Genomic DNA, 14,334 nt, shown 5'->3' with positions numbered 1-14,334 from the left:
TCCATGCAGCAACCAGAAAACCAACCTGCCGGCATCGAAATCACGCTCTGGCCGTATTCCAGGAATGAAGGCGACTGGAACCGCTGGCTGCAGTCGCTTTCGCAGGATGAACAGGAGCGCGCCGCGACCTACCGGTTCGAGCGGGATCGCGCCTCGTTCATTGCCGGCCGCTATCTCTTGCGGCGGCTGTTGAGCGTGCATACCGGGACAGCGCCGGGCAAGGTCGCATTGTCTCCGGACAAACACGGCAAGCTGAGAATTGAGGGGCGTGATGGCCCGCAATTCAGCCTTGCCAATGCCGACGGGCTGGTGACGGTCGCTGTCGCGTCAGGATGTGATTACCTCGGAATAGACTGCGAGCGCGCCGACGCCGAGATCGAAGAGGCGGCATGGGATAGCTATTGCAGCGCAGACGAACGGCGTTGGCTGGCGCAATTGCCCGAACACGAACGCGCGCGGGAGGCCATTGCACTGTGGACGCTCAAGGAGAGCCATCTGAAGGCACTCGGCATCGGGCTGCGCGAGGATCCCCGCAATTTTGCCTTTTCCTGGCAGGATCGCATCCCTGTCATAACAAGCGGCAATCGCGATCGGCGATGGCATCACCGTCTGGTCGAAAGCGGCAGCCAGCACGTCGTCGCGTTGGCTGCCTGCTCTCAATCCGGCTTCCCCGGCATTTCTACACGGCTATTTCAGGACGATAGCAGGCCATCCGAATAACCTGCCCGGAACTGATGAGGCATTGCGGAAGCGGTCTCCGTCGCCCAGGCCAGTTGCGCATCGTCGGGCTCCGCATCGAAATGCTGCCGGCCGAGAAGCGTATTGACGATCATTGCGCTGCGCCAGGCCATGAGGCTGAGCTGGGAGTCGGCGATGCCGTGCGAGTACCGGCCCGCATTCTGCGCAAACAGCCGGTTGGCCCTCGGACCCGTCCACTGCATCGTGTAGTCGTCGTTGAGAATGGGATAGCCGTTTCTGTCGAGCGTTATCCGTTCACCCAGCGAGCCGAGAGCCTCCGGCAACCGGAACCGGTAGCCGGTTGCCAGAACCACCGCATCTGCATGCAGCACCTCGATTCCGCCGTCGAATTGGTTCCTGACGATGAGCCGGTAGGCATTGCCGTTCCTCTCCATCTGGATCACATCGCGATTGGGCGCCAGAGATGCGTTGAGCGTACCCGGCTCGAGATAGCGCAACGCATAGAGGCGGCGGTAGATCGAATGAATCGTCGAAATCGACAGGCCATCGCTGGTCAGGATCGAGTTCTTCAAGGCTGCCTGCTTCTGCTCGCCGCCGAGCTTCAGATAGGCCTGCACGTATTCCGGCGAGAAAACCTGGTTCGAAAACGGGGTGTCGTTGATCGGCTCGAAATTATGACGCCGGCTGATCCATGTCAGCTCATTCATGGAACCGGGATCGGCAAGCAAGGCTTCGACGACCTCGCCGCCGCTTTGACCGCCGCCGACCACGACGATACGGGCAGCACCGAGACCACTGAGACGCGATTTGGCCTCGCTGTTGTGAAAGCAATCGGCGCCCAGAAACGGTTTTGCCCAGTCGGGCACGAAGGGCGAAGATCCGGTGCCGATCGCGAGATTGCGGGCTTCTTCCTGCCCATTGTCGAACCGCAGGAAGAAGCGGTCGTCGCGGTGCTCGACGTCGCGAATCTCGGTTCCAAAGCGCAGGCCGTCCAGGCCGTTGGCGACCCAGGCGAGATAACGTGCAAATTCCTGCCGGGGAACGGCGTCATAATTGGCGTTGAGGAAGGCGTAGAGCCTCTTGTGCGCCACCAGATAGGAGACGAACGACCAGCGGCTGGTCGGCAGGACCGGGGTGACGAGGTCCTTCAGAAAGGACGATTGCAGCTCGACGCCCGGCATCATCATGCCGGGATGCCAGTCGAAGGAGTCGCGCCGTTCGAAGAAGCGGCTCCTGATCTCCGGCACCGCCTCGAACAGGCAGGCGAGGCTCAGATTGGAAGGGCCGATGCCAATGCCGGCGATATCGAGCGGCTCGTTTATGGCATCCCTGCGGGCAAAAGCGACGGTCATGCGATATCCTTCTCTGTTTCCTTGAGACGCAGGGCAAGCCTTGAGTGGAAGGCGGGAGACCCGATCATATGCAGATGGTTGGTGCCTGTGATGATTTCAGCGGCACGCGCCCGTGGCGACAGGCGGCGCCAGTCGATCAGGTTGAGGCCGCGGTTGAGGCTGTCGTCGGCAGCCCAGGGATAGATCGGCACATCGTGGGGAACGAGCCGGTGCTTGCGGAAGATCAGGGCATTGTCGATCAGCACCCAGAACGTATGTTCGCGGCTACTGATGTCAGGCCCGTCGTTCGGAAGCGGATCCTTTTCGTCGCCGACGAAGCGCAGGAACTGATCGTAGGTATCCGCATCCATCGTCGACAGCAGCCGGTCCCATTCGGGACGCATCGCGGTTCGTCCAAGCCACGCCTGCACATCTTTATGAAGCGCGTCGCGCTCGCCCGGCCGGAAGCGCGGCTTGGCGCCGATCGCAAATTCCGATCCGAGGTCGCAAACGTCGACCATCGCCATCATCCTGACGTCGACCTCGTTGCCGAGGGTGCGGGCAGCCTCGTAGGCCAGGAGCCCGCCCCACGACCAGCCGAGGAAATAGCAGGGCGCGCCTTTGTTATGCGTCCTGATATAATCGACGTAGCTCTCGATAATCTCTTCGATCGGAGCGCCGACTTCCTTCTTCTCGGACAACGAGTGGCAAATGAAGCCGGTCGCCGGTTGATCGGCGCCGAGATAATCGACGAGCTTCACATATTCGCGGGTGCTGACGAGAAGCCCCGGGAAGCAATAAAGCCGCGGCTTGGCGCCGGAAGCGCGCAGCACGATCACCTCAGACAGATCCCGCTGATCCCCCTGCTCCATCACGCCGGCAAAGGAGCGAATGGTCGGGTTGTTGAAGATATCGGCGACGATGAGCGGGGTTTTCGGCCAGCGCTGCCGGAGCAGCGAAAGGATGCGGATCGCCCCGAGCGAATTGCCGCCGATCACGAAAAAATTGTCCTCGACGCTGATCGCTTCCAGCTTGAGAACCTGACGCCAGACATCCAGCACCTCCTCTTCGAGAGCCGTTGCCGGTTCCACGATGGCGCGCTTGATCGGTTGCGGCGCCGGCAGCGCAAATCGATCGAGCTTGCTGTTCGGATTGGTCGGCATTTTTTCCAGTTCGACCACCGCGGCCGGCACCATATAGGAGGGCAGGCTGCGTTCGAGGCCGGCGCGGACCATCTCGACGTCAAGCGTCTCGTCCTTCTTCGGGACGACGTAGGCAACGAGCGCCTTTTCGCCGCCGGCATCGTCATCGCGCAGAACCACAAGGGCCTCGCCGACGCCGGGTTGCTGCAGGAGCGCCGCTTCGATCTCGCCGAGCTCGATCCGGTAGCCGCGAAGCTTGACCTGATGGTCGACGCGACCGACGAATTCGACGGTTCCGTCATCACGCCAACGCGTCAGATCGCCGGAACGATAAAGCCGGCCGCCCTCCGCGGAGAACGGATCGGGGATGAAGCGGTCCGCGGTCGTATCCGGCTTGCCGAGATAACCGCGGGCGACGCCCTCGCCGCCGATATAGAGCTCGCCGGTGACGCCGATCGGGCACGGATTGAGGTCGGGGTCGAGCACATAGACCCGCCTTAGCCCGACAGCGCGTCCAAGCGGAGCATAGACCCCCTGAAACTTGGTACCGGCCCTCACCTTCCAGACCATCGGCGTCATGATCGTTTCGGTCGGCCCGTAGCCGTTGATCAGCCATTCCGATTTCAGCGCCCGCGACAATAGATCGAAGGTTGGCTGCGCCAGCCCCTCGCCGCCGAAGGAGTAAAGCCGCATCGGCGGCGCCCCATCTGTTATATCGGCCCACTCCGCCAGCTGCTGCAGATAGGTTGTGGGAATGCTGGCATTGTTGGCGCCATGCTTGCGCATGGCCGTCAACGTCTCTTCCGGCGTCCACAACGGCTGATCGGGAAGAATGATACTGCCGCCTTCCATCAGCGGGTTCATCCATCGCTCGTGCCCGCCGTCCGAACTGAACGGCAGGAACGGCAGCTCGCGGGACGCCGAGCTCATGCCATAGACACGCGAGGTGTTTTGCAGATGGTGCGTCAGCGGCCCGTGCTCGACGGCCACGCCCTTCGGCAATCCCGTCGATCCGGAGGTGTACATGACATAGGCGAGTTGATCCTTGTGGATCGGCACATCAAGCGGTGTATCCGGCTCGCCGTCGAGATCGATCTTGTCGAGTTCGAGGATAATGGTGTCGAGCTCTTCCGGCAGCCGATGGCGAAGCCAGCTGTGGGTCAGAACGATCTTGACGCCGCCGTCGCGCAGAATGTGATGGTTGCGCACCGGCGGGTGGTCGGGCTCGACCGGGATATAGGCGCCGCCCGCCTTCAGCGTCGCGAGAATCCCGACGATGGCCTCCGGCGAGCGTTTGATGAAGATGGCGACCGTCACCTCGGCTCGAACGCCGAGATGCCGCAACCGATGTGCGAGACGGTTGGTGCTGGCTTCCAGCCAGCCATGGCTCCATTCCTCGTCGCCGTAGACGATCGCCGTCTTGTCAGGCGTCTGGCGCGAATGGGCTGCGATCAACTCGTGGACCGGCCTGTCATCGTTGATGACGTCGTCTTCGTAGGGCGCAGACAACCAGTCGAGCTCGCCGCTGCCGACGAGTTCGATATCCTTGATCCGCACATTGTCCCGCGCGACGATCTGCTCGAGCACAAGGCCGAAATGCCGGGAGACACGGGCAATCAGCGAGCTGTCATAGAGATCCTGCGCATAATCGATCAGCCCGGATGCGGCCCCATTCAGATCTGCCTCGATCACCAGGGAAAGCTCGCTGTCGGCGCGCGCACCCAGTGGCTCCAGATTTGTTGCGTGCGCGGGGATCGGATACGGCTCGCGGAATTCGAACAGGGCCTTGACCACGGCTTCCTGGGCAGCCGCTTCATCGACCACCAGTTCCTGGGTGATGCGCTCCAGCGGCACGAGCCGTCGAAGCCCCTGCTCGATCGCCGATGAGATCGCAGCAATGACATCGTCGAGAGAATTTCCCGACGTCAGCGACAGGATGAGGGGAAGGACCTGTTCGGCACGGCCGAGGTTCGCAAGGTGCTCCTTCTGCGGCCGCGCGACGAGCAGCCCGGTCAGCAAGGCATAGTTGCCGCTATAGCGTGCCAGCAGCGCGCAAAAGGCGGCATGAAGCACGCGCTCGACCGGATACCCTTTTTGATGCGCATGTCGCCCGAGCTTTTCCCAGAGATCCGGCGCGATCGAAAATGGGTGCTGAGCACGTGCCACGCCTGCCAGTCCACCACTGTTGAAGCGGGTGGGAAAGGTCGAGGCTGCGTAGTCGAGACCGATCGTGTTCCGCCAATAGGAGAGGGACTGCTGCGCCTCTTCCGTCTGCAGCCACTCAGCCTCCCGCGTTCCGGCCAAGATTTCTGCCGGATGCGTTTCGCCGGCGGGTCCGCCATCGAGAATTCGCGTCAGGGAGCCGGCAAGAACCGACTTCTCGCGATCGTCTGCGATAATCGGATGAAGCACGATCGTCAGAAGCGACTGGCCGCCGGCCAGCAGGCCAATCTGAACACGCGCCGGCGGGCCGGCAAGAAGATCGAAGCGTCTGCCGCGAAAGGCTTTCTGTGCGGCCAGTGCATCCGGCTCGTCAAGAGCGGCACCTTCGCCGACAATCTCGATCGGCACAGCATTCACGGTGCCGCGATATTGTTCGACGCGGCCGCCCGCCAGCCGACGGAACCGGGTGGCAAGGGAGGGATGTTGCGCCACGAGCGCCCGGCAGGCGCCGGCAATCGTCTTGACGTCGACCGCCGGGCTCAATCGCAGCGAAATGACCTGATCGGGAAAGACCGTGTAGTTGCCGATCTGCTCCAGCGACCAGATACGCTTCTGCGCGATCGTCAATGGAAAGCTCTCGAAGACCGCATCCGTTGTCGCATCGGTCGGGTGGGCATCTGCGAAGTTTATGATCTGCTTGTTCATCCGTGCCATCCAGCCGTTTCAGAGACGCGCATCGCCTGATATCGCCAAGCGCAAAGAGAGCGGGCGCGGATCCGCCCAGACCTCGCGGATATGCGCCAGGCATTGCTGGCGCGAACCGGCAAAACCCGCGGGCTCCCAGCCGATGGGAATCCGCTTGTCCTGCGGCCAGACCGAGTAGCGACGCTCGGTGTCGATAACGGCGATCCAGAGATCGTCGTGGGGCTCAAGATTATTCATTCGCAGCTCCTGCGGTGATGATGGTCATGCGCAAATGACGGATCCGGCAGGCCGCAGTTTAGAAAATTGATGAGAATTTTTTTCTTCGCTTATCCCTAAATTCGGCGGGAGATGGATCGTCATTCTACCAAATCGGCGCAAGAGCTCGCTTCATGCTCACAGCGCCAAAGGCCCGACTCGGCAAGGAGAACATCATGGATTTCGACGCCGCCAAACAAAGGCGCGCTCTGCAGTCGCGCAGCTACGTCAGTCTCGCGCCCAATCTCATTCACCTCAAGACCGCCTATGGCCACCACGAAGCCGCATTCGAGGTGGAGGCCGGCGTAGCGTCGGTGACCTTCTACCATGGGGATCCGGTTCAATCGCCGGAGCTTCTGATGGCGGCGGCCGAAGCGGTGACGGCAGAAGATCGCTCGATCACCTCAGTCGTCTTCGAAGGGCATCAGACAAGCCTTCCCGGACACATTGCGGACGCAGGCGGAGGGCTCGATTCGGCGATCCTGTGGCAGTGGCCCTCGCTCTGGCTGCCGCAGCTATCCTATCCCCTGCCGCCCGTGCAGGAGATGACTGCGGGCCGCTATCATCCGCGCCGGCCGGCAAAGCTGAAGGGCACCATCTACAGGCGGTTCATCCCCTGGCTGGAGCGGGATATCACCTTCACGGTGGCCGATCCCGAGACCGATCTTGCAGTCTTTCATCGCTGGATGAACGACGAACAGGTCAACACGATCTGGGAGGATGCCGGCTCGATCGACAAACATCGGGAGATCCTGGAAGAGAGGATCGCCGATCCACATGTCCTGCCGCTGATCGGCAGTTTCGCAGATATCCCCTTCGGCTATTTCGAAGTCTACTGGGCCAAGGAGAACCGGCTCGGTCCCTTTTACGATGCCGACGACTATGATCGCGGTTGGCATGTCGCTATCGGCGAGCCCGATTATCGCGGCAAGAAATGGATCAGCGCCTGGCTTCCCTCGCTGATGCATTTCATCTTCCTGGACGATCCGCGCACCAAGCGCATCGTCGGCGAGCCGCGCGCCAGTCACGAGCAGCAGATCCGCAACCTCGATCGCTCCGGTTTTGCCAAGGTCAAGCATTTCGATTTTCCGCACAAGCGGGCGCTGCTCGTGATGCTCGGCCGCGAGCGTTTCTTCGGTGACCGTCTCTGGGTGCCTGCATCATGAACGACATGAGCGACGCAAGCGGCAGCTTCCGGAGACGGCAACGCCTCGCACCGGAGGACCTTGCCAGTCCCCAGCTTTTCAGGCTGCTGCTTCGGCTCGGACTGCCGGCCATGTTCGGCCTGTCGATCAACGCCGCCCATCATACGATCAACATGGTCTTCGTCGGAATGATCGGGGAAGACCAGATCGCGGCGATCATGATCGTCCTGCCGATCCTGATGCTTATCGCCGCCTTCGGCGAAGGGATCGGCGTCGGTGTCGCAACAGAGGTCGGGCGGATGCTCGGCGCCGGCAACCGATCCCGGGCCGGCATCATCGCCTCGATCAGCCTTGCGGCCGGTGTCGTCTTCGGCGCGGCCAGCGCTATTGCGATCGTCGCATTTCCGGATTTGCTGCTGTTCGGTGCCACGCCTGCCCTTCAGCCGCTCGCGCAGCATTATCTGATGATCATTGCGATCTCGGTGCCGCTGACGATGGCGCAGATCATTCTCGATTTCCTGGCGATCGCAGAGGGCAATGCCCGCTTCAGCATGTGGACGCTGGTCGCCTGCTTTGCGCTGAACATGATCCTCGACCCGATCATGATCTTCGGCTTCGGTCTCGGCCTGCAGGGCGTTGCAATCGCAACCATCCTGTCCCAGCTCGTCGCGCTTTGCATCTATGGCGCCTACCACGCCAGGCGGCTTGGAACGGTCAGGCTGACGCTTGGCTGGCGGTGGAGAGATATCGGCTCTCTCAGAGCGGTTCTTGCCGTGGGCGCGCCGACGACGCTGACCAGTCTCGCAACCGCAGGCGCGATTGCGGCAATGGTGTCGCTCGCCGGTACCTATCACGGAGAAGCCGGCATCGCCGGCGTTGGCATTGCCTTGCGGCTGCTTGCCGTGGGAACGCTCCCCGTCATCGGCATTTCACTCGGGGCCCAGTCGATCCTGAGCTTTGCCTGGGGTCGAGGCGATATGGCCCGGGTGCTGTCGGCAACGCGCATCCTGACAGTGGTCACCAGTGCAGTGAGTGGCGCCTATGGGCTCACAGCGCTCGCCTTCTCCGAACAGCTTGCCTCATTCTTCACCGACGATCCCACGGTGATTGATATTGCGGGGCAAGCGATCATCTCAACCCATCTTCCGCTTCTGCTGTTCGGTCTGCGGCAAACGGTGCTGATCCTCTTCCAGGCTCAGGGCAGACCGAAAGCGGCGGTTGCCATCGGCCTGGCGCAGAATGGGTATCTGCTTTTTCCGCTGATGGCGCTCCTGCCGCCCTTTTTCGGCTTTTCAGGTCTGCTGGCAGCCATATTCCTGGCCTCGGCCCTGACCGGCTTGCTGTCGGCCATCTGCCTGATGAGCGCACTTCGAGCGCTGCGGCAGCGCTCCGCCGACCATCTGACCTCCATCCGTCCATATCCCAGCTTTTGTCCATGAGAGGATGACCATGAACCAGTCGATCAACCCGCACGACCTTGGCGCCCATGCGACCGCCGACGATCTCTTTACGCCTGTCGATCCGGCAGCATTCAACGCCGTGTCTCCGCCGATCTTCCAGACGTCCCTCTTCACCTACGACAGTTACGAGGCGATGGAGGATGTCTTCGCCGGTCGTACCCGCAACTATATCTATTCGCGCGGCGACAATCCGACGGTCCGCGAATTCGAACTCCTGGTCGCCCGCCTCGAGGGCGCAGAGGACGGACGTGCCTTCTCGAGCGGAACGGCCGCCATCACATCGACAATTCTGAGCCTCGTGCAGGCGGGCGACCGGGTCGTTGCGGTCCGTCACCTCTACAACGATGTTTACCGCCTTCTGGTGAAGCTGCTCGGCAGGCTCGGGGTCGCGGTGGACTTCGTGGATCCTGCCGACCACGACGAGGTCCGCAAGGCGCTGTCGGGCGCCAAGCTGCTCTACCTCGAAAACCCCACATCCTTCGTCTTCGAGCTTCAGGACATTGCGGCGCTGTCGGCCATGGCAAAGGAGGCCGGCGTTACCACCGTCATCGACAATTCCTGGGCAACGCCGCTGTTTCAGAAACCGATCCAGCATGGCGTCGACATCGTCATTCACGCCGCCTCGAAATATCTCGGCGGTCACAGCGATACGGTCGCCGGCATCGTCGTCGGCTCGAAGGAGGCCATCGCCAGGATCAATGCCACGTCCTACCCCTATGTCGGCGCCAAGCTTTCACCGTTCGAGGCCTGGCTGCTGCTGCGCGGCATGCGTACGCTGCGTGTGCGTCTCAAGGAGCATGAGCGCAGCGGGCTTTTGCTGGCCGGGCGGCTGAAGGAGCATTCCGCCATCGCACGCGTTCGTCATCCGGTGTTTCAGGACCATCCCGGCCGGGCAACGCTCACGGGTTACGCGGGGCTGTTTGCCTTCGATCTCAATCCCGATATCGATGTTGCGCGCTTCGTAAACAGCCTTCGCGACATCCGCCTCGGCGTCAGCTGGGGGGGACCGGAAACGCTGGTGGTCCCTGCCAAGGTCGCGCTGCAGATCCCCGACCGGATGACCTCTTTCATCCGGTTCGGCGTGAGCGAGCAGACGGTTCGTTTCGCCGTTGGCCTGGAAGAGCCGGAACTGTTGTGGAGCGATCTGCAGCAGGCGCTGCACGCAGCGAAACGGTAGGATCCTGCCGGCTTGCATGATCGGGGCGGGAAGCAGGTTCGGTGATTGCCAGATGGCAATGTTCCTCCGCCGCCTTGATCATGAAGTTGACGAGGGTCCTTGAGACGCCGAGTTCGGCTGCGATGTCCTTCTGCGGCACGCCGTTGAGGCGATGGCGAACGAAGGCATCATTGGTTCGCTTCGGCAGCGCCTCGAGCGAGGCAAGCACATTGCGCAAGGTCTCGGCGGCGACCAGCTGGTCGAGCACGGTGGGGATGGGAGCCGTGATCTCCTGAACCTGGTCTATCGACCTATAGTTGTTCATCTGCTGGCGTCGGCGGCGGCTCTCGTCGAGTGCGAGATTATAGACCATCCGGAAGGCGTAACCGATCGGGCAGCGAATGCCGTCGGTCTTGACCCCATAGGCTTTAATGACTCCATCCTGAAAGATATCTTCCGAATATAACTTTGATTTGACAACGCTTTCAATCGTTCTAAGGAGCTTGTCCTTGTTTTCGATCATGGCGTTGACAACGGCATTTCCGTTCACATCACGATGCAATGCTTGCATTGTCCTGTACCCTTTTACAAATGGAAAATCAGGCTCTGTCGTTGCTGGTCGGGTGCGGTCTTGGCGGGCCTTTTCGAGAAAAACTACACGATTTGATTGCAGTGTCTATTTTAAGGTGATAACAAGAGTCAAGTTTAAATCGACCTGATGAAAGCGAGAAAAAATGGGAAGGACAGTGGAGATCCTGACGGGCAAGGCGGAGCTCTGCCGATCGATCATGGGAGCTTTGCCCGACTGGTTTTCAGAACCGGAGGTGATCGAAGCGAGCGCCCGGGCGATCGAAGACCTGCCGGTGTTCGGCTATATCGAAACGGATGTCGTGACGGCATTGATGGCGCTTAAGCCGCACCCGCCCGGTGCCGTCGAGATCGCGCTGATTGCGACACGACCCGAACACCACGGTCGCGGCGCCGGACGCCATCTCATCGATGCGGCCGAACGCTTCGGCCATGAATCGGGCGCCCGGCTGCTGACGGTCAAGACGCTCGCCCCCCGCGGCTGCGACGAGCCACAATTCGAGGCGACGCGGCGCTTCTATGACCGGAACGGCTTCGTGCGCGCGGAGGTCTTTGCAAACCTCTGGCACGAGGACCATCCGTGCCTGTTCATGGTCAAGCCGCTCGCCGATGTCCCGGAAGGTCAGGAAATTGCGTAGAACACAAAAGGATAGGGCGGTTCGGCGCTTGCGTTAAAAGCTGAACCGCTCTAATGACGCCCATCCGGCAGCGGGCAGGCTTCACCGCAGCCACCGACTCCCGGCAGGTTATAACGCAGGCAGCAGACCTTCCGGCGGGCGAATTCGAGGCCGCATTGCTGTCGTGCGATGCGGATCATGCCGAACATCGGATTGCGCCTGCCGCACGGCCATACCGCCTCTTCCAGCAGGGCCATCCCGCCTTCGACGAGGCCGGGCTCGTGGCGATGGGCGATCTCCTTGAGAATCCAGGAGAGATACGCCGCAACATTGTTCCAGAGAAGCTTCGGAGCGACGGCGGCATTGACGGCGATTGCGGCGATCACCGGCTCGGCGTGGCCACGCATCAGCCGGTGAAGCTCGGCCGCCGGATCGGTGGTCGCCTCAGGCCTTTCGGACATTACGAATGCCTCCGGCTCGCCCGTATGCTCGTTGCAGATGAGCGACAGCCGGTCGATGTCCAACGGCAGCCCGATCCGATGCACGAACATGTGGACGCTCGGAGCGATCGTCAGCATGCTGAAATAGTAGAGCGTCCACATGGAGACGATCGCGCGGCGGTCGCTGCCCGGAAACTTTTGCGCATAACGGCCAATGACCTCGTCAAAGATCGCCCGGTCGCAAAGATCCCTGCAGGGGACGACGATGCCTGTCTGCGGTGGCGCGCCGAGCAGCTTGCCGCGGCAATAGGAGAACGGGCTGTCGCCCACCAGGCCGTCAAGGTCGACGGCCTGGTGGGCGACAGGATGATGAGCGATCGAGGTCGGGCGCCGAGGTGCCCCGTTCGTCGCTGCCGCCATGCCTACCACCGATACTTCAAGGTGGCTGTCATGTTGCGGCCCTGGCCGAGATAGCAGAAGCCCTCATTGCAGACCGTGTCGCGGTGGTCGGCAATGTTGCGGATATTGAAAGCAGCGGTCAGGCCTTCATATTTCTTGTCGACCGCCCCGAAATCATAGGCGGCGGATGCATCGACATAGAAGCTCGACGGGTTCTTCGAGGTGTTGGCTGTATCCGTCCAATTGTTGCTGATGTAGCGGACACCTGCGCCGAGCGAGAGGCCATTGAAGGGGTTGGTTTCCTGGAAAGTATAGTTGGCCCAGAGGCTTGCGACATGCGCGGGCGTGAAGGCCGGCGTGTTGCCCTCATTGTCGCCTCCGGTCACCTCGGAATGGTTGTAGGTGTAGGCCGCAATGATGTCGAGGCCGTCGGCAACTGCCGCACGCGCTTCAAGCTCGATGCCTTTTCCCGTCACTTCGCCGAGCGAATCATAGGCGAGGGTCAGCGGATTGACGAGCACCGGCTTGTTCTTTTCGACGATGTGATAGGCGACCGCCGACAGCAGGATGTCGGTGCCGGGCGGCTGATATTTCACGCCGACTTCGTATTGTTCGCCCTCCGTCGGCTCCAGGATCTTGCCGGATGTCGACCGGTTGGTCACCGGATCGAACGAGGTCGCATAGGAAACGAAGGGCGCAATGCCGTTGTCGAAGAGGTAAAGCGCACCGGCCTGCCAGGAGAAGGCATTCTTGTTGACGTCTTCCGAGTCGCTCAAGCCGAAAGAGGGGTAGGTCGTGTCGCGCGTCTGGTTCACCCAGGTCTGGCGACCGCCGAGGTTGAAGCGCCAGTTTCCAGCCTCGATCTGATCCAGGGCGTAAACGCCGACTTGGCGCATATCGGCATCGGCAACGATGAAGTTATAGTCCGGCGTGGCGCCTGAGACCCCATAGGTCGGGTTGGCGATATCGAAATCGAATGCCGAGTTCACCGCCCCGATGCCATAGCCCCAGTTCGACTGGAGATTGGTGTAGTCGAGCCCGAACAGCATCGTATGGGCAAGCGGGCCGGTATCGAACTTCGCCTCGAGCTGGTTGTCGACCTGGAAGACGTTCATCTCGTCGCGGATCGAACTGGCGTTACGATGAGCGACGGTGCCGGTCCAGCTGGAAACGCCGAGGTAACGAGCCCTGAGATCGAGATGCGAATAGCGCAGGTTCTGGCGGAAGGTCAGGCCGTTGTCGAACTCGTGCTCGAACTGATAACCGACCTGCTGCTGCTTGACCTTCTGGTAGTCGTAATCGGGATCGCTCTGCCTTATGTCGAGAATCTTGCCGGCGGCGGTCGTGATCGCGCCGACATTGGCATCGGTCTCGTCGGACTGCGCCAGGCCGTACAGCGTGAAGGAGGTGCCCTCGTCGGGCTTCCAGGTGAAGGACGGCGCCAGGAAATAGCGGTCGTCGGCAATATCGAAATTGTTGTCCCCGCGGCGGGCGAGACCGACGATGCGATAGAGAAAATCGTCGTTCCCTTCGCTGATCGGTCCACCGAAATCGAACATCCCCTGCACCCGATCCTTGGTGCTGTAGGAGATGCCGACTTCGTGGATCGGCTCTTCGGTTGGAAGCTTCGATATCTTGTTCACCAAACCACCCGGCGATCCCGAGCCGTAGAGAACGGATACCGGTCCCTTGATCACCTCGACGCGCTGCAGTTGATATGGATCGGTGCGGAACATGCCGTAATTGATATAGGGCTGGCGCAAGCTGTCACGATAGTCACCGACCGTCGTGATGTTGAAGCCGCGAATGAAGATCTGGTCGAAGCGCGGGTCGAAGCCGTTCGGTCCGGTCGTCACGCCGGCCGAATAACGCACGGCCTCGATGATGCTCTGCGCGCCGCGCTGCTCGATTTCCTTCTCGGTGGTCACCGAGACCGAACGCGGCGTTTCGATGAGCGGCGTATTGATTTTGGTCGCAGCCGAGCTGTTCTTGGCGGCAACGGAGGTCCGGTCGGTCTTGCTATCAGAGGATGCGCCGCCTTCAATGACGATCGGATCCAACGCTGTCGCATTGGTATCCGTTGAGGCGCTCTGGGCTGCGGCCGGCGATGCTGCAATGCCGATCAGGACGATCGCTGTCGTGACAAATAGGCTATCTCTATAAATTCTCGATACATTATTAGAAACATTCAAAAAAACACACGCCATTGCTTGGTCCCTACCTCTCGGATGCGG

11 protein-coding genes are annotated in these 14,334 nt (G+C 61.2%); 5 read left to right on the top strand and 6 right to left on the bottom strand.

Going from position 1 to position 14,334, the window contains the following annotated elements:
• Window positions 1–3 precede the first annotated feature (3 nt).
• On the top strand, window positions 4–720 hold the full coding sequence (locus ACMUVN_RS18460; RefSeq protein ID WP_414815387.1) for a 4'-phosphopantetheinyl transferase family protein: 717 nt from the start codon (window positions 4–6) through the stop codon (window positions 718–720).
• Here ACMUVN_RS18460 and ACMUVN_RS18455 read toward each other — a convergent pair.
• The 3 genes from ACMUVN_RS18455 to ACMUVN_RS18445 are packed head-to-tail and all read right to left on the bottom strand — an operon-like array spanning window position 693 to window position 6,277.
• Complete coding sequence (locus ACMUVN_RS18455) at window positions 693–2,051, bottom strand: lysine N(6)-hydroxylase/L-ornithine N(5)-oxygenase family protein (protein ID WP_414815363.1); 1,359 nt, start codon at window positions 2,049–2,051, stop codon at window positions 693–695. The genes ACMUVN_RS18460 and ACMUVN_RS18455 overlap by 28 nt on opposite strands.
• Window positions 2,048–6,040: a non-ribosomal peptide synthetase gene (locus ACMUVN_RS18450; RefSeq protein WP_414815362.1), complete on the bottom strand. Its 3,993-nt coding sequence runs from the start codon at window positions 6,038–6,040 to the stop codon at window positions 2,048–2,050. The genes ACMUVN_RS18455 and ACMUVN_RS18450 overlap by 4 nt, the downstream gene beginning before the upstream one ends.
• A gap of 18 nt (window positions 6,041–6,058) precedes the next feature.
• Complete coding sequence (locus tag ACMUVN_RS18445) at window positions 6,059–6,277, bottom strand: MbtH family protein (RefSeq protein ID WP_168333288.1); 219 nt, start codon at window positions 6,275–6,277, stop codon at window positions 6,059–6,061.
• A 194-nt stretch (window positions 6,278–6,471) separates the two neighbouring features.
• Between ACMUVN_RS18445 and ACMUVN_RS18440 the strand changes: the two genes are divergently transcribed.
• From ACMUVN_RS18440 to ACMUVN_RS18430, 3 genes are read left to right on the top strand one after another with little or no spacing between them, the layout of a single operon-like run.
• Window positions 6,472–7,461: a GNAT family N-acetyltransferase gene (locus ACMUVN_RS18440; protein WP_097543318.1), complete on the top strand. Its 990-nt coding sequence runs from the start codon at window positions 6,472–6,474 to the stop codon at window positions 7,459–7,461.
• Window positions 7,458–8,879, top strand: coding sequence for an MATE family efflux transporter (locus tag ACMUVN_RS18435; RefSeq protein WP_097543317.1), 1,422 nt, complete (start codon window positions 7,458–7,460; stop codon window positions 8,877–8,879). Before ACMUVN_RS18440 ends, ACMUVN_RS18435 begins: the two co-directional genes overlap by 4 nt.
• 10 nt (window positions 8,880–8,889) lie before the next feature.
• Window positions 8,890–10,077: a PLP-dependent transferase gene (locus ACMUVN_RS18430; RefSeq protein ID WP_063474049.1), complete on the top strand. Its 1,188-nt coding sequence runs from the start codon at window positions 8,890–8,892 to the stop codon at window positions 10,075–10,077.
• On the opposite strand, the gene ACMUVN_RS18425 is transcribed toward ACMUVN_RS18430, so the two are convergent.
• On the bottom strand, window positions 9,968–10,627 hold the full coding sequence (locus ACMUVN_RS18425) for a sigma-70 family RNA polymerase sigma factor (protein WP_132574821.1): 660 nt from the start codon (window positions 10,625–10,627) through the stop codon (window positions 9,968–9,970). The genes ACMUVN_RS18430 and ACMUVN_RS18425 overlap by 110 nt on opposite strands.
• Before the next feature lie 163 nt (window positions 10,628–10,790).
• Between ACMUVN_RS18425 and ACMUVN_RS18420 the strand changes: the two genes are divergently transcribed.
• A complete protein-coding gene (locus ACMUVN_RS18420) occupies window positions 10,791–11,282 on the top strand; it encodes a GNAT family N-acetyltransferase (RefSeq protein ID WP_132574819.1) in 492 nt (163 codons plus the stop codon).
• A 50-nt stretch (window positions 11,283–11,332) separates the two neighbouring features.
• Here the strand turns inward: ACMUVN_RS18420 and fhuF are convergent, their stop codons facing one another.
• Window positions 11,333–12,121, bottom strand: a complete 789-nt coding sequence (gene fhuF / locus ACMUVN_RS18415; protein ID WP_132574817.1) for a siderophore-iron reductase FhuF — start codon at window positions 12,119–12,121, stop codon at window positions 11,333–11,335.
• A 2-nt stretch (window positions 12,122–12,123) separates the two neighbouring features.
• Window positions 12,124–14,307: a TonB-dependent siderophore receptor gene (locus ACMUVN_RS18410; RefSeq protein ID WP_132574815.1), complete on the bottom strand. Its 2,184-nt coding sequence runs from the start codon at window positions 14,305–14,307 to the stop codon at window positions 12,124–12,126.
• Window positions 14,308–14,334: the final 27 nt, after the last annotated feature.

The organism is Rhizobium sp. IY2 (assembly GCF_047532935.1).
Lineage (GTDB): Bacteria > Pseudomonadota > Alphaproteobacteria > Rhizobiales > Rhizobiaceae > Rhizobium > Rhizobium anhuiense.
The sequence above is the reverse complement of the archived record's forward strand: the minus strand, read 5'-3'. Positions and strand labels throughout refer to the sequence as shown.